The organism is Kitasatospora sp. NPDC051170, from assembly GCF_044455705.1.
Classification (GTDB): domain Bacteria; phylum Actinomycetota; class Actinomycetes; order Streptomycetales; family Streptomycetaceae; genus Kitasatospora.
This window is the reverse complement of the sequence record NZ_JBITFA010000001.1, coordinates 863,909-879,794: the sequence shown is the minus strand read 5'-3', so window position 1 is coordinate 879,794 and position 15,886 is coordinate 863,909. Positions and strand designations below refer to the sequence as shown.

At 73.8% G+C, this 15,886-nt stretch carries 10 protein-coding genes; 8 read left to right on the top strand and 2 right to left on the bottom strand.

The window, feature by feature from the left end:
• Nucleotides 1-37 precede the first annotated feature (37 nt).
• Both ACIBCA_RS03855 and ACIBCA_RS03850 read right to left on the bottom strand, forming a co-directional pair.
• Nucleotides 38-6,454: an amino acid adenylation domain-containing protein gene (locus ACIBCA_RS03855; protein WP_396281183.1), complete on the bottom strand. Its 6,417-nt coding sequence runs from the start codon at nt 6,452-6,454 to the stop codon at nt 38-40.
• Between the two features lie 56 nt (nt 6,455-6,510).
• Nucleotides 6,511-7,611: an amidinotransferase gene (locus ACIBCA_RS03850; protein WP_396281182.1), complete on the bottom strand. Its 1,101-nt coding sequence runs from the start codon at nt 7,609-7,611 to the stop codon at nt 6,511-6,513.
• 425 nt (nt 7,612-8,036) lie between these two features.
• On the opposite strand from ACIBCA_RS03850, the gene ACIBCA_RS03845 reads away from it, so the two are divergent.
• From ACIBCA_RS03845 to ACIBCA_RS03810, 8 genes are all read left to right on the top strand, one after another.
• Complete coding sequence (locus ACIBCA_RS03845; RefSeq protein WP_396281181.1) at nt 8,037-9,008, top strand: SAM-dependent methyltransferase; 972 nt, start codon at nt 8,037-8,039, stop codon at nt 9,006-9,008.
• Nucleotides 9,009-9,063: 55 nt separating this feature from the next.
• On the top strand, nt 9,064-9,549 hold the full coding sequence (locus ACIBCA_RS03840; RefSeq protein WP_396281180.1) for a VOC family protein: 486 nt from the start codon (nt 9,064-9,066) through the stop codon (nt 9,547-9,549).
• Entirely contained in the window at nt 9,546-10,502 is a 957-nt protein-coding gene (locus ACIBCA_RS03835; RefSeq protein ID WP_396281179.1) for a hypothetical protein, read from the top strand. Before ACIBCA_RS03840 ends, ACIBCA_RS03835 begins: the two co-directional genes overlap by 4 nt.
• Complete coding sequence (locus tag ACIBCA_RS03830; protein WP_396281178.1) at nt 10,499-11,398, top strand: LLM class flavin-dependent oxidoreductase; 900 nt, start codon at nt 10,499-10,501, stop codon at nt 11,396-11,398. The genes ACIBCA_RS03835 and ACIBCA_RS03830 overlap by 4 nt, the downstream gene beginning before the upstream one ends.
• Nucleotides 11,395-12,288, top strand: a complete 894-nt coding sequence (locus tag ACIBCA_RS03825; RefSeq protein ID WP_396281177.1) for a PhzF family phenazine biosynthesis protein — start codon at nt 11,395-11,397, stop codon at nt 12,286-12,288. The genes ACIBCA_RS03830 and ACIBCA_RS03825 overlap by 4 nt, the downstream gene beginning before the upstream one ends.
• Nucleotides 12,289-12,396: 108 nt before the next feature.
• Nucleotides 12,397-14,190 (top strand): gamma-glutamyltransferase family protein, encoded by a 1,794-nt coding sequence (locus ACIBCA_RS03820; protein WP_396281176.1) that lies wholly within the window; start codon nt 12,397-12,399, stop codon nt 14,188-14,190.
• Nucleotides 14,187-14,942: an SDR family NAD(P)-dependent oxidoreductase gene (locus ACIBCA_RS03815; protein ID WP_396281175.1), complete on the top strand. Its 756-nt coding sequence runs from the start codon at nt 14,187-14,189 to the stop codon at nt 14,940-14,942. Before ACIBCA_RS03820 ends, ACIBCA_RS03815 begins: the two co-directional genes overlap by 4 nt.
• Nucleotides 14,939-15,868: a cupin-like domain-containing protein gene (locus ACIBCA_RS03810; RefSeq protein ID WP_396281174.1), complete on the top strand. Its 930-nt coding sequence runs from the start codon at nt 14,939-14,941 to the stop codon at nt 15,866-15,868. The genes ACIBCA_RS03815 and ACIBCA_RS03810 overlap by 4 nt, the downstream gene beginning before the upstream one ends.
• Nucleotides 15,869-15,886 lie beyond the last annotated feature (18 nt).

Sequence of the window (15,886 nt, the reverse complement as noted above, 5' to 3'; positions counted from 1 at the left end):
GGCAAGCGTGGCAACAGTGGCACCCGTGGCAACAGGGTCATCGGTGCTCCCCGGGCCGGGGCATGCGCCGCAGTGCGGGCCTGGACGGCGCGCCGGGGGCGCGGAGGCGCTCGGCCAGGGCGGCCACGGTCGGGGCCTCGAACACCGCCCGGACGTCGACCTCGACCCCGAGCGCGGTGCGGATGCGGCCGGCGAGCCTGGTGGCGAGCAGCGAGTGGCCGCCGAGGTCGAAGAAGGAGTCGTCGGTGCCGATCTCCTCCAGCCCGAGGACGGCGGCGAACAGCTCGCACAGCGCCTGCTCGTCGGCCGTGCGGGGCTTGCGCCGGGAGACCAGCCGGGAGAAGTCGGGGGCGGGCAGCGCCCGGCGGTGGACCTTCCCGCTGATGGTCAGGGGCAGGGAATCGGTGAGGACGACGGTCGGCACCATGAAGTCCGGCAGCAGGGCGGCCGCGTGGCGGCGCAGGTCCGTCTCCCGGGGGCTCGCGCCGGGGGCGGGCACCACGTACGCGACCAGCCGGTTCTCCCCTTCGGCGTCCTTGCGGACCACGGCCGCGACCTGGGCCACCTCCGGGTGGCCGCCGAGGACGGCCTCGACCTCGCCGGGCTCGACCCGGTAGCCGCGGACCTTGGCCTGGTCGTCGGTGCGGCCCGTGTACAGCAGGTGGCCGTCGGTGGACCAGCGCACCAGGTCTCCGGTGCGGTACATGCGCTCGCCCGCTCCACCGAAGGGGTCGGCGACGAAGCGCTGGGCCGTCAGGCCGGGGCGGTTCCAGTAGCCGCGGGCCAGGGCGGTGCCGGCGATGTACAGCTCGCCGACCACGCCGGGCGGCACCGGGCGCAGCGATCCGTCCAGGACGTACATCCGGGTGTTGCGGATCGGGCCGCCGACGGGGGCGGTGGGTGAGGTCCAGCCGGTGAGCGCGGGCGGCAGGGAGAAGGCGGTGACGAGGTGGGTCTCGGTGGGGCCGTAGAGGTTGTGCAGGCGCCGTTCGGGGTGGGCGGAGAGGAACGCGCGCATGGCCGGGCCGAGCCGCAGGGCCTCGCCGCCCTGCCCGATCTCGCGCAGGGCGGGCAGGGCCAGACCCTGGGTGAGGGCGGCCTCGCAGAGGGCCTCGATCATCACGTTGGGCGCGCAGAGCTGCTCGACGCGGTGCTCGTCGAGCCAGCGGGCCAGGGCGACCGGGTCCCGGCGCACCTGTTCGTCGGGGACGGCGAGCCGGCGGCCCGTGGCGAGGGTCTCGATGATCTCCCAGGCCGAGACGTCGAAGCTGATCGCCGACACCTGGGCGACGGCTCCGCCGGGGCCGGGCCTGCCGCGGCGGATCCAGGCGTGGTGGGCGTGGACCAGGTTGACGATCGCCCCGGCGTTCATGGTGACGCCCTTGGGGCTGCCGGTGGACCCGGAGGTGTGGATCACGTACACCGGCGTCTGGGGCAGCAGGGGCGCCGTCCGGTCGCCCGGCCCGAGGTCCTCCTCGCTCCGGGCGGCGAGCTCGGCGGCGGTGGCGGGCTCGTCCAGCAGGATGAGCGGGGCGTCTGTGGAGCCCAGCCGGGAGGCCGTCGCGAGGGTGGCGAGGACGGCAACCGGGCGGACGTCGGCGAGCAGCAGCGCCGTGCGCTCCGCCGGGTAGGACGGGTCCAGCGGCATGTAGGCCGCGCCGGTCTTGAGGACGGCCCAGATCGCCGCGATCAGGTCGAGGGAGCGCGGGACGGCCACCGCGACGACGGCCTCCGGGCCGATGCCCCGGGCGGCGAGGAGCCGGGCCAGGCGGTTGGCGCGGGCGTTGAATTCGCGGAAGTTCAGGCTGCCGTCGGGGGCGAGGACGGCGGTCGCCTCCGGGGTCCGCCGGGCCCAGGACTCCAGCAGCTGCGGCAGGGTGACGGCGGGGACGGGGTGCCCGGTGCGGTTCCACTCCCGCAGGACCAGCTCCCGCTCGGCGCGGGACCACGGCTCGTACCGGCTGATCCGCAGGCCCGGGTCCCGTACGACCTGCTCGATCAGCCGGAGCAGCCGGTCGGCGACGGCCTCGGCGGTGCCCCGGTCGAACAGGTCGCCGCTGTAGTGCAGCAGGCCCGGCAGGCGGGCCCCGGGGTCGGCGGACTCGGCGTCGAACTCCACCACCAGGTCGAAGGGCGTGGTGTCCGTGGCCACCGGCTCGGCCGCGACCTCGACGCCCGGCAGGCGCAGTTCGCCGGCCCGGTTGTTGCGCAGGGCCAGGGCGACCTGGAACAGCGGGTGCCGGGAGAGGGAGCGCTCGGCGACCAGTTCGCCGACCAGCAGCTCGAAGGGCACGTCCTGGTGGCCGTAGGCGTCCAGGCAGGCTTCGCGGACCCGGCCGAGCAGCTCGGCGAAGGTGGGGTCGCCGGACAGGTCGGTGCGCAGGACCAGGGTGTTGGAGAAGAAGCCGACCAGGTCCGCCAGCGCGTCCTCGGTGCGCCCGGCCACCGGGGAGCCGATCGGGACGTCCTCGCCCGCGCCCATCCGCGCCAGCAGCAGGGCGGTGGCGGCCTGGAGCACCATGAAGACGCTGGCGTCCTGGGCCCGCGCCAGCCCGACCAGCGCGGTGTGCAGCTCGGCGGTGAGGGTCAGGGGGACGGTCCCGCCCCGGTGGGAGCCCTCGGTGGGCCGGGGCCGGTCGGCGGGCAGCGCGGTCTCCTTCGGCAGGCCGTCCAGGGTCCGCTTCCAGTAGGCGAGTTGACGTGCCATGGCGGATTCCGGGTCCACCGGGTCGCCCAGCAGGGCGCGCTGCCAGAGGGTGTAGTCGGCGTACTGGACGGGCAGCGGCGCGAGGGCGGGGGCGCGCCCTTCGAGGCGGGCGGCGTAGCACGCGCCGAGGTCGCGCAGCAGGGGGTGGACGGACCAGGCGTCGCCTGCGATGTGGTGCATGACGAGCACGAACACGTGCTCGTCCGGGGCGAGTCGGAACAGGTGGGCCCGCAGCGGCGGCTGCGTGGCCAGGTCGAACGGGTGGCGGGCCGCCGCCGAGATGAGCCCCGGCAGCCCGGACTCGTCGGCGGGCGTCACCGGCAGGGGCGGCTCGGGGGCATCGAGGAGGTGCTGGTACGGGTGGCCGTCCTCGGCGGGGAACACCGTCCGCAGGGACTCGTGCCGGTCCGTCACGTCGCGGAGGGCGGCCCGCAGGGCGCCGGTGTCCAGGGGGCCGGTGAGCCGCAGGGCGAGGGCGTTGTTGTAGGTGTCGGCGGTGGCCTGCAACTGGCGCAGGAACCAGAGCCGCGACTGCGCGTAGGAGAGCGGGACGCGCTCGGGGCGTACGGCCCGGGTGAGCACGGGCCGGGTGAGCGCGGGCCGGGCAGGGGAGCCGCCGTCGAGGCGTTCGGCCAGCTCGGCGGCGGTGGGCGCCTCGTAGACGGTGCGGATCGCGACCTCGCGGCCCAGCTCGGCCCGGATGCGGGCCACCAGGCGGGTCGCCGTCAGGGAGTGGCCGCCCAGGGCGAAGAAGCCGTCGTCGGCGCCGACCTCCGGCAGGCCGAGCACCTCGGCGAAGATCGCGCACAGGGCCGTCTCGCCGGGGGTCCGCGGCTTGCGGCCGGTTCCGGGGGTGAACTCCGGTGCGGGCAGGGCGCGTTGGTCGACCTTTCCGGCGCTGGTGACCGGCAGCCGCTCCAGCAGCGTGACGGTGGCGGGGACCATGTACGCGGGCAGGAACGCGGCCGCCGCGTCCCGCAGTTCGGCCGGGTCCGGCGCGCGGCCCGGCGCCGGGACGACGTAGGCGTCGATGCGCGGGCCCGTACCGGCGCCGTCCCGGACCACGGCCACGGCGGAGACCACGGCCTCGTGCCGGGTCAACGCGGCCTGGACCTCGCCCAGTTCGATCCGGAAGCCGCGGATCTTGACCTGGTCGTCGGCCCGGCCCAGGAACAGCAGGTCCCCCTCGGGGGACCAGCGGACGAGGTCCCCGGTGCGGTACATCCGGCTGCCGGGCGGGCCGAACGGGTCGGGGACGAAGTGCGCGGCGGTCTGGCCCGGGCGGCCCAGGTACCCGCGGGCCAGGCCCTCGCCCGCGATGTGCAGCTCGCCGACGGCACCGGGCGGCAGCAGCCGCAGGGAGGAGTCCAGGACGTAGACGCGGGCGTGCGCCACGGGCCGCCCGATGGGAGGAGCCTGCCCGCCGGAGGGCGGCAGGCAGAGCATCTGGGCGGAGTCGACGGTGGTCTCGGTCGGCCCGTAGCCGTTCCAGAACCGGCGGCCCCCGGCGGCCCACTGGTCGACGAGCTCGCCGGGCACCCGGTCGCCGCCGGCCGAGACCACGCGCAGGTCCGGCAGCAGCTCGGGCCGCATCATCCGCATCGGCGCGGGGGACAGGTGGGCCGTGCTCACTCGGTGGCGCAGCATCAACTCCTGGAGCGCGTCCACGTCGAGGCGCTCCCGGTCGTCGGCGAGCACGACGCGGGCGCCGGCCGCGAGCGGGACGAAGGTCTCCAGCACGGAGCCGTCGAAGGTGAGGGCGAACGCGGCCAGGACGCGGGAGGTCCCGTCGACCTCGTAGGCGTCCACGGCGTGCCGCACGAGCTGGGCGGCGGAGGCCTGCTCGATCACCACGCCCTTGGGGCGGCCGGTGGAGCCGGAGGTGTAGATGACGTAGGCGGCGTGACGGGGCAGTACGGGCTGCGAAACGCCGGGCTGCGCTCCGGTCTGAGTATCGGGCTGTGCCTCGGTCTGCGCCTCGGCCTGAGGTTCGGCCTGCGCATCGGTCAGCACCAGGCGGTCGCTCCAGCCGGAGGGGAGGCGCGCCGCCGAGGCGGCGTCGGTCAGGACGAGCACCGGCCGGGCGTCCTCCAGGATGTACGCGAGGCGCTCGCCCGGGTATCCGAGGTCGAGCGGCAGGTAGGCGGCCCCGGCCTTGAGCACCGCCAGGAGGGCCGCCAGCGCGTCCGCCGAACGCGGCAGCAGCACCGCCACGTACCGGTCGGGCCCGGCCCCGCGCGAGCGCAGCACCTGTGCCAACCGCTGCGCCCGCCCGTGGAGTTCGGCGTACGTCAGCTGCTCCTCGCCGCACACCAGCGCGACGCGGTCGGGGGTGCGCGCGGCCTGCGCCTCCAGCAGGCCCGTCAGGGTGGCGGTCGGGTGGGCGCCCGTCCCCCTGCCCCACTCCTCCAGGAGGGTGCGCCGCACCGGCGCGGGCAGGGTGTCGACGTCCCCCAGGAGGGTGTCGGCCGGGGCCGTGGTGATCCGGTCGAGCGCCTCGAGGAGCAGCAGCCGGGCGGCGGCGTGCTCCTGCGCGGTGTAGAGCTCGGGGTCGGTGTCGACGGCCAGGTGCAGGTCCGTTCCGCGGGCGGTGTCCCACAGGGCGACGGAGAGGTGCTCGAACGGTCCGGTGGACAGGTTGTGCGCCGTGAAGGGGTGCCCGGCGAAGTCGCCGCCGTAGTCGAAGGGCATGACGTTCAGGGAGACGGTCCAGGGCTCCTCGCCGGGGACGAGGCCCAGGTCGCGCCTGATGTCCTCGTAGCGGTAGCGCTGGTGGAGCACCGCCTCCAGGACCTTCAGCGAGCAGCGGTCGACGAGCTGCTGGACGGTGTCGCCGTCGTGGACGGGCACGCGCAGCGGCACGATGTTCGCCATCACGCCGGGGACGGTCAGTTCGGGGCCCGGGCCCCGGCCGGGGACGGTGAAGCCGATGACGGCCTCGCTCTCATCCGTGGCGCGGGTGGCGAACAGGGCGGTGGCGGCCGTCATCAGACCCGCCAGGCTGGTGCCCAGCCGGGCGGCGGCGGTCCTCAGGCGGTCGGCGGACGGTCCGTCGAGCCGGTCGAGCTCCCGGTGGCGGCGGCGTGCCGGGCCGGCGGCGGTGCGTCCGGTGAGGCTCAACGGCCGGGGGAGGGAGGCGAGTTCCTCGCGCCAGTAGCGGCGGTCCTCGGCGAAGTCCGGGGAGGCGCGGTAGGAGGCTTCGGCCTCGGTGAGTACGTCGACGGAGTCGAGGGGCGTGCCCTCGTCCAGGGTGTGGCCGGTGAGGGCCGCGTAGATCTCGGCGAGGCGCCTGACGACCAGGGGGAAGCCGAAGCCGTCGTTCACCAGGTGGTGGCAGCCCTGGTACCAGTGGAAGCGGTCCGCGCCGAGCCGGAACAGGGCGAAGGTGACGAGCGGGCCGCGCAGCGGGTCGCGCGCCCGGTCGACGTCCTCGCGCATCCGGGCCAGGGCCGCCGCGTGCGGGTCCGCCTCCGCGCTGACGTCGACGACCGTCAGCGGGTGCCGCAGGGAGGGATCGACGCTCGCGGTGAGGCCCTGCTCGCCTTCGGCGAAGGCCAGCCGCAGCGTCTCGGCCTCGGCCACCGTGCGCCGCAGGGCCTCCTCGAACAGGCCGGTGTCGAGCGGCCCGGCGATGTCGAGGTACTCGCCGACGTTGAGCATCGCGCTGTCGGGATCGAACCTGTGCGCGTACCAGAGCCCCTGCTGGCCAGCCATCAGCGCGACGCGTCGGGCTCCACGGTCCGGCATCCTGAATTCTCCCTGTCGGGGCCTGGACGACGGCCGTCGTCGGTAATCGAGAGTCGTCAGTAATCGAGATACGATTCGAGCGAACCCCGGCGGCGCACGTCGAGGGTGGCGCAGTGGAAGGATCCACCGAAGCTGTTGAAATTCCGGAAGCTGCACGGAACGGGCGCGAACCCCCATTCCTTGAGGGCGTCGATCATGGGTTCCTCGCCGCGCTCCACGACGACCCTGGTCTCGTCCAGCGAAAGCAGGTTCATATTGATCCACTTGCTGGTCATGTACAGCGGGTGGGAGTCCGGAATGACGGGCCGGGGCGCCCGGAGAACGTCCCATCCCTTGAAGATCCGGGGCACCTCGCGGACGCGGTCGGGGTGGACCAGGAGTTTTCCGGGGGCGAGCGGCACGAGCGTGGCGTCGATGTGCATCGGGTGCGCGTCGTCGAACTCGAGGACGTGGATCCGGTAATCCGGGCCGAGGTGGCGGCGCAGCCAGGAGATGCCGAAGTCGTTGGTGACGTTGCTCCTCTGCGCGATGATGTCGCGGCCGCACCGGGTGAAGTCGGCGGCGTCGAAGGTGGGCTCGAACTCGGTGACCACCAGCCGGGTCGGCTCGCCGGGGCCGGGCTCCGTCCAGTCGAGGTCGTACTGCTCGTCGGTGAGCTCGGGTTTGGGGCCGGCGCTCCATCTCGCGCCGCCGCGGAAGTACTCCTTGAGCAGCGGGCGGTAGGCGAGGGTCTCGTAGTACCGGGAGCGCCAGGCCATGGGGCACTCGATGACGTCCTCGCCGACGACGAGCAGGGCGTCGCGGGGCATCGCCGCGTACAGGCCCGTGCTGGACCAGTCGCGGGTGGCGTAGGGCCGGTCCTGGGCGGGGGCCTCGGGGCGCCGGACGGTGACGCCCTCCGCGCTCAGGACGTGCGAGAACTCCTCCAGCTCCTGGCGGGCGAGGGCGATGCGTTCGGCGGGGAACGGCCGGCCGGCGTGGTCGCGGAAGGTCTGCCGCTGGTCGGCGGGGATGACCGGTTCGAGGGCGATGTGCCACGGCGGGAACACGGCGCCGTCGACCGTGCCGACGATGACCTCCTCCAGTGGGTCCCATTCCGTGTAGGAGGAAACCGGCGAGGGGGGCGTCAGGGGGTCAAAACTACCTGAATCGGACATGTCAAGCTCCGCCACGCTTTCCTCGCGGGATTAAAGGGACATCAGGGATGACTGAGTGCACTTTCCTGCGGGTGGGATTTTTCTCCGGCCGTTTCTCCGGTCGTCGCAGTCGATCACAGAATCGATCACAGAATTGATCGCAAAGTCGATCACGAAATCGATCACCGGAATCGATCGAGCGACGTCTACGCACAGATGCAACCAGCGTGACGAGAGGGCATGCTTACGTCAATCCGGCTGTCGTGTGACGCAGATCACTCGTGAGAATGATCGTGGGTGGGCATATTGTGCCGAGTAGATCCTGGGGGCCTTCCGTGCCGTCCCGGAGTGCCGATCACAATCCCGCACACCAGCATCCTTCTGTGATTCATGTGATTCATGTGCAAGAGGGGACAGATATGGCAAGGGGAAGTTCAGAGAGAGCGGTGGCCGGCATCTTCAACTCCGCGGTCGCGGCCTCCGCGATCAGCGCGGCGTGGGAGCTGGGACTGTTCGACGAGATCCGGGCGCGCGGGGTCGTCAACGTCCAGGCGTTCGCCGGCGAGCACGACCTGGACGCCCCGTCCCTGCTGGGTCTGTGCCGCGCCCTGTCGGCGGTGGACGTGGTCGAGCGCGAGGGCGCCAAGGTCAGCGCCGGCCCCCTGTTCGAGGAGACCTGCCGGACCCGCTCCTTCTTCCACTGGCTCACCCGCGGCAGCGGCGACCTCTTCCAGCGGATGCCCGAGGTCGCGCGGACCGGCAACCGCAAGGGCGAGTACTACCGGCGCGACAGCGCCGCCATCGCCTACGCCTGCCGGGAGATCAGCGCCTTCTGCTACGACCCCTGGTTCCGGGAGGCGCTGGACGGACTCGACTTCGACGTCCGCGTGGTGGCCGACCTGGGCTGCGGCAGCGGCGAACGGCTGCTCCAGGTCCTGCGCCGCTACCCGCACTCCCGCGCCCTGGGCGTCGACATCGCCCGCCCCGCCCTGGACTTCGCCCGGGCCGCCGCCGACGCGGAGGGCCTCGGCGAGCGCGTCGAGTTCGTCCACGCCGACGTCCTGGACCTGGACCCGCGCCCCGAGTTCGCCGAGGTCGAGGTCCTCACCTGTTTCATGATGGGCCACGACTTCTGGCCCCGCGAACGCTGCGCGGCCGCCCTGCTCCGCCTGCGCACGCTCTTCCCGCGGGCCCGTCGGCTGCTGATCGGCGACGCCACCCGCTCCCAGGGCCTCGACGACGCCGAACTGCCCGTGTTCACCCTGGGGTTCGAGCTCGCCCATGACCTGATGGGCACCTTCATCCCCACCCGCGAGGACTGGGAGTCCGTCTTCGACGGGAGCGGCTGGACGCTGCGCAGGACCCACGCGATCGACATCGCCGTCGGCGAGGTGATCTTCGAACTGGACCGCACCTGAGCGGTGGACCGGCCGACGGGACGCCGGTCCACACTGACGACGGAGGGGAACCCGCATGGCCCGACCCGCAGCCGCGCCCGACTTCCACCACATCGCGCTGCAGACCTTCGACCTCGACAACTCGATCGCCTGGTACCGGGACTACTTCGGATGCCGCCCCACCTGGGCGACCGACAAGTTCTCGGAACTGACCCGATCCCGGCTGCCCGGCATCCTGCGCATGGCCGAAGTGGCCCTCGGGCCGGCCAACTTCCACCTCTTCGAACGCGAGGAGCCCGCGGGCGTCACACCCCCGACGGCCACCGGGATCCAGTACCAGCACGTGTGCCTGAGCGTCGACGCCCCGGCCGACCTGCCGGTGTGGCGCGAGCGGTGGAACGAGCTGTTCGCCTCCGGCCGCTACGTCTTCCTGCGCCCGGAGGCGCCGACCGAGATCATCGTCGACGACATGGGGACGCACAGCTTCTACTGCCTGGACGTCAACGGCCTGGAGTTCGAGTTCACCTGCCTCACGGGCTCCGTCACGGGAGAGGCGCCGTGACCCGGCTGTCGGCGGTCGCGGCGCTGTCGCCGCCGGGCCCCGAGGGCTGGGACTTCAGCGACTACCCGTACGGCCTCGAGCCGCTGATCATGCCCGACCCCAAGGAGGAGCTGCTCGACGACGAGCGGCACCCGGACACCACCCGGGCCTGCCTCCTCCTCCTGGCGCAGGCCGAGAAGGGCTTCGGCACCACCACCCCGGCCGTCGGGCGCGAGGCGCTGGAACAGCTCTTCTGGTTCCGCTGGATGATCGGGCACCACATCTCCTTCGTCCTGTGGCGCCTCATCGCCGACGCCCTCAAGCGGCTGCCCCCCGACCAGGGCGAGGGGGAGGCCGACACCGAGGCCCTGATCCAGTACGTGCGGGCGTACAGCGGCATGCTCCTCTACACCGGTTCCTGCACTCCGGCCATCTACCGGGCGATCATCCGCCCGAGCATGTTCCGCCTGCACAGCACCTTCAGCGGCACCTGGGCCCCCGACTTCCCGCCCGTGCGCAGCCTGTTCCGCGGCCGCCGGGTGCCGCCCGTGCAGCCCGCCCGGGCGCCCGAACTGGTCGCGCAGATCGAGCTGTGCCACCGCATCCACCTCGGCGTGGCCTCCAAACTGGTCGAGAGCGGACGCTCCCTCCTCCAGCAGTCCGTCGCCGAGAAGGCCGCGCAGGGCCACCGGATGTGGGAGGGCATCTTCGACTGCTACTTCCTCACCCAGCGCGCCCCGGTCGGCGCCGACGCCGTCCTGGCCCAACTCCTGCGCCGCAACAAGGCCGTGGTCATCGACCTCGCCACCAACGGCCTCTACCCCGAACCCCTCCCGGAGGAGGAGCTGCCCACCGAACTGCGGGACGCCGACGTCCTGGCCTGCGAACAGGACCTGGCCGCCTCCCTGTTCCGGGTCTCGGCCCTGGCCGCCGGGCTCGCCGCCGACCCCGCCGCCGACCAGGCCCTGGCGTGAGCGCGCTGCGGCACGGCGTCGTCCTGCTCCCCGAAGGGCGCTGGGCCGAGGCCCGGGGCCGGTGGCAGCGCGCCGAGGAGCTCGGATTCGACCACGCCTGGACGTACGACCACCTGATGTGGCGGACGCTGCGCGCGGAGCCCTGGTTCGCGGCCGTCCCCACGCTGGCCGCCGCGGCCGCCGTGACCGAAAGGATCGGGATCGGCACCCTGGTGGCGAGCCCCGCCTTCCGGCACCCCGTCACCCTCGCCAAGGAACTGATGACCCTGGACGACGTCTCCGGCGGCCGGTTCCTCTTCGGCGTCGGCGCCGGCAGCGGCGGGTACGACGACGAAGCGCTCGGCCTGCCCGTGCCGACGGCCCGTCAACGCGCCGGCAGGTTCGAGGAGTTCGTCGAACTCACCGACCTCCTGCTGCGCCGGCCCGTCACCACCTTCGAGGGCGAGCACTACACCGCGCGCGACGTCCATCTGAACCCCGGCTGCCTGCGGCACCCCCGGGTGCCGTTCGCCGTCGCGGCCACCGGACCGAGGGGCCTCGCCCTGGCCGCGCGCCACGCCGACATCTGGGTGACGGGCGGCCACCCCGGCTGGGGCGAGCCGCAGCCCTACGAGCAGGCCCTCGCCGACCTCCGCGCCCAGGCCGAGCACCTGGACGACGCCTGCGCCGCGATCGGCCGCGACCCCGCCACCCTGCGCCGACTGGTCGTCACCGGGGCGATGATCGGCGAGGTCAGCGCGTCCGGCGCGAGCTACCGGGACGCCTGCGGGCGCTTCGCCGGGATCGGATTCACCGACGTGGTCTCTCACTGGCCCCGCGCCGGCTTCCCCTACCAGGGCAGCGAGAAGGTCCTGGAGGAGATCGCCGAGGTCATCGCGCAGGAGCGTGCCGCATGATCGGCTACCAGATCGTCGACATGTTCACCGACCGCCCCTTCGGCGGCAGCCCCCTGGGCGTGGTCCCGCACGCGCTGGGCCTCTCCACCGCCTCGATGCAGGCCATCGCGGCGGAGCTGAACGCCACCGAGACCGTCTTCGTCCTCCCGCCGACCGACCCGGCCTGCGCCTACCGGGTGCGCGTCTTCACCCCCGCCGCCGAGTCACCCCACGGGTCCCACTCGGCCGTCGGGACCGCCGCCACCCTCGTCCGGCTGGGGTTCGTCCCGGCCGGGCCGCTGATCCAGGAATGCGGTACGGGCCGTCAGCGGCTGACGGCGGAGCCCGGACGGGCCACGCTCACCGCGGCCGGCGCCGTCCGGGGCGCCGAGCTCGACCCGAAGGCGCTGCTGGCGCTCACCGGGCTCGACGGGAGCGACCTGGAGGGCCCTGACGGCCCTGACGGCCCTGACGGCCCGGGCGGCCTGACGGCCCGCTCCGCCGGTTTCGGGGCGGGCTTCGCCTTCCTGCCCGTCCGCCGGTCCGCACTCGGCCGGGCCCGCCCGGACCTCCCGGGGATGGCCGGGGCGGGCCTGCCCGCGCTCTGCCTCTTCGCCTGGGACCAAGCCGAACGCACCGCTCACGCCCGGCTGTTCGCCCCCGGCTTCGGCATCCCCGAGGACCCGGCCTGCGGCCCCGTCGCCATGGCCCTGGGCGCCCTGCTGGCCGAGGCCGGCCGGCTGCCCGGGGCGGACGGCGCCCACCCCTACACCGTCCACCAGGGCGCCCACCTGGGCAGGCCCGCCACCCTCGCCTGCACGGTGTCGGTCGAGGGCGGGCACGTGGTCCGCGGCGCGACGACCGGCCAGGTCACCCCCGTCGCCTCGGGGCGCATCACCACGGCCGACTGACCGGCCGGCCGGACCGTACGAGACGACCGCAGCGCCAGCCCGTCCCCGCCAGCCTGTTCCCGCCAGCCCGTCCCCGCCAGCCCGTCCCCGCCCCCGGAAAGGCCCCCCATGCTCCACCGCCCCGACCTCCACGGCACCAACTGCGCGGTGTCCTCCACCCACTGGCTCGCCTCGGCCGCCGGCGCCGCGATGTTCGACCGGGGCGGCAACGCCTTCGACGCGGCGACCGCGGCGGCCTTCGTCCTCCAGGTGGTCGAGCCGCATCTGAACGGCCCCGGCGGAGACGTCCCGATCGTGGTGTACGACGCGGCGAGCCGCACCACCCGCGTCGTCTGCGGCCAGGGCCCGATGCCGCAGGCCGCGACCCCGCAGGCCCTGCGCGACCGCGGCCTCGACGCGATCCCCGGCTCCGGGCTGCTCGCCGCGACCGTCCCGGGTGCCTTCGGCGCGTGGATGCGCCTGCTGCGCGACTACGGCCGGCTGCGCGTGGAGGACGTGCTGGCGCCCGCGATCGGCTACGCCGAGGACGGCTACCCGCTGCTGCCCAAGGCCGCCGAGATGATCGACGTGATGGCGCCGCTCTTCCGCGACGAGTGGACGGAGTCGGGCCGCACCTACCTGCTCGACGGCGCCTCCCCGGCCCCGGGCGCCCGGATGCGCAACCCCGTGCTCGCCGGGACCTACCGCCGGCTGGTGGCCGAGGCGAAGGCCGGCGCCGGCAGCCGCGAGGGCCAGGCGGACGCCGCGACCAGGGCGTTCTACGAGGGCTTCGTCGCCGAGGCCGTCGACAAGTTCCTGGCCACCAGCGAGCCCGTCGACTCCACCGGCCGCCGCAACCGGGGCCTGCTCACCGGCGCCGACCTGGCCCTCTGGCGCCCCGCCGTCGAGGACACGATCGCCCTGGAGTACCGGGGCCTGACCGTCCACAAGGCCGGCCCCTGGTCGCAGAGCCCGGTCTTCCTCCAGCAGCTCGCCCTGCTGGAGGGGTATGACCTCGCCGCGATGGGCCACGGGAGCGCCGACCACGTCCACACCGTCGTCGAGGCCGCCAAGCTGGCCTTCGCGGACCGCGAAGCCTGGTACGGCGACCCGGAGTTCGCCGACGTCCCGATGGCGGACCTGCTCGACCCCGGGTACTCCGCCGTCCGCCGCGCGCTGATCGGCGCCACCGCCTCGGGCGTCCTGCGGCCGGGCTCGCCGGGCGGGCGCAGCCCGTGGATCCCCCCCGTCCTCGACGCCCCGCACCCGCCCTCCGACCCGGACTGGCTCTTCCAGCTGGACAACGGCATCCCGACCGTCCTGCGGCGCACCGCTGCCAAGGGCGACACCTGCTGCGTCAGCGCCACCGACCGCGAGGGCAACATGGTCGTCGCCACCCCCAGCGGCGGCTGGCTCAAGAGCTCCCCGGTCGTCCCCGGGCTGGGCTTCCCGCTCGGCACCCGCGGCCAGATGGCCTGGCTGGTGGACGGCCACAACAACACCGTCGCCCCCGGCAAGCGCCCCCGCACCACCTTGAGCCCCAGCATCGCCCTGCGCGACGGCCGCCCGTACCTCGCCTTCGGCACCCCGGGCGGGGACCAGCAGGACCAGTGGACGCTGGGCTTCCTCCTCAACCACGTCGACTTCGGCATGAGCCCCCAGGCCGCCGTCGAGGCCGCCACCTTCCACACCGACCACGTCCCCACCTCCTTCACCCCCCGGCAGGCCCGCCCGCTCGCCCTGATCATGGAGGACGCCTTCGACCCGTCGGTGGTACGGGAGTTGGGCGCCCGGGGCCACGAGGTCCACCTGGTGGCGCCTGGGTCCCTCGGCAAGGTGTGCGCGACCGGCCCCCACCCGGCGGGCGGTGTGCTGGCCGCGGCGAGCCCGCGCGGGCAGCAGGCGTACGCGGTGGTGCGGTGAACGCCGCGACGGAGCGCTTCGCCGGGACGCGGTGCCTGGTCACCGGCGGGGCCTCGGGCATCGGCGCGGCGATGGTGCGCCGCTTCGCCGCCGAGGGCGCCCGGGTGGCGCTGCTGGACCGTCGGGAGGCCGACCCCGCCGCCCTGCCGCCCGGGGCCCGCGCCCTGCGCTGCGACCTCACCGACGTCGACGCCCTGGACGCGGCCCTCGCCGAGCTGGAACGCGACTGGGGCGGGCTCGACCTCGTCCTCAACAACGCGGGGGTCAGCCTGCGCGAACCCTGCCTGGAGGTCTCCCCGAAGTCCTGGTCCCAGGTCATCGACACCAACCTCACCGGCGCCTTCTTCGTCGCCCAGCGCGCCGCCCGGCTCTTCCGGCGCACGGGCGCCCGCGGCGTCGTGATCACCACGGCCTCGGTCAGCGGGATGGTCGGCATGCCGAACTACGTGGCCTACAACGTCAGCAAGGCCGGCGTCATCGAGATGACCCGCACGATGGCGCTGGAACTCGCCCCGGACATCAGGTTCAACGCCATCTGCCCCGGCTACGTGCTCACCGACATGCAGCGCCGCGAGTACACCGAGGAGGAGATCGAGGCGTGCGCCGCCAAGATCCCCGCCGGACGCCTCGGCACGCCCGAGGAGGTGGCCGCCCTCGCCGCGTTCCTCGCCTCGGAGGAGGCGGCCTTCTCCACCGGCCAGTGCTTCGTCCTCGACGGCGGGGAGACCGCCGGAGGGCTGGCCAGCTCATGACCGGCACCCACCGGATCCGCACCGTCTCCCAGGACGCCCTGCCCTGGCTGGGCCGGGCCGTCGCCGCCGCGCAGCCCGTCAAGCTCCGCGGCCTGACCGACGGCTGGCCCGCCGCCCGCTGGACCCTGGACGGCCTGGCGGCGGAGGCCGGCGACCGGGTCGTCACCGTGATGACCGACCTGCCCGCGCTCGGCGGGAGCCTGCCCGGCGGGCAGGACCGCTACGAGTCGCGGATGCCCTTCGCCGAGTTCACCGACCTCATCCGCAGCCCGGACCGCACGGCCCCCTGCTACCTCGGCTACGCCCGGCCCGAGGAGCTGTTCCGGGACTACGACACCGCCTTCGACTTCACCGCCCTGACCGGGCCGGGCGAGGAGCCCACCGACACCCGGCTGTGGATCGGCTCGGCCGACACCTGCTCGGGGCTGCACTCCGACCTGAAGGACAACATCTTCGTTCAGGTGCACGGCCGCAAGCGGGTCGTCCTGGTGCCCTTCGCGCAGACCCCGTACGTCTACCCGTTCCTCGACAACATCGTCAACAGCCGCGTCGACCCGGAGAACGTCGACCGGGCGGCCTTCCCGAAGTTCGCCCGGGCCGACGTGCTCACCACCGTGATGGAGCCGGGCGACGCCCTGTTCATCCCGCGCGGGTGGTGGCACTACATCCGCGCGGAGTCGGCCTCGATCTCCGTCAACCACTGGTTCGGCCCGCAGATCACCGCGCCGCAGTTCCTGCGGCTGCTCGTCCGCCTCGGCCCCCGCTACCTCGGGCGCACCGGCGCGGACGCCCTCCGGTACTCGGTGCTCGGCCGCACCTACCGGCGGGATTTCTTCTTCACCCCGGCCTCCACCGGGGAGCGGCTCTACAACCTGATCCGCCACGGGGACTTCTCCCGCGAGAACAACCCCTCGCGCGACTCCTGAGCCGGGCCCCGCGCCCCC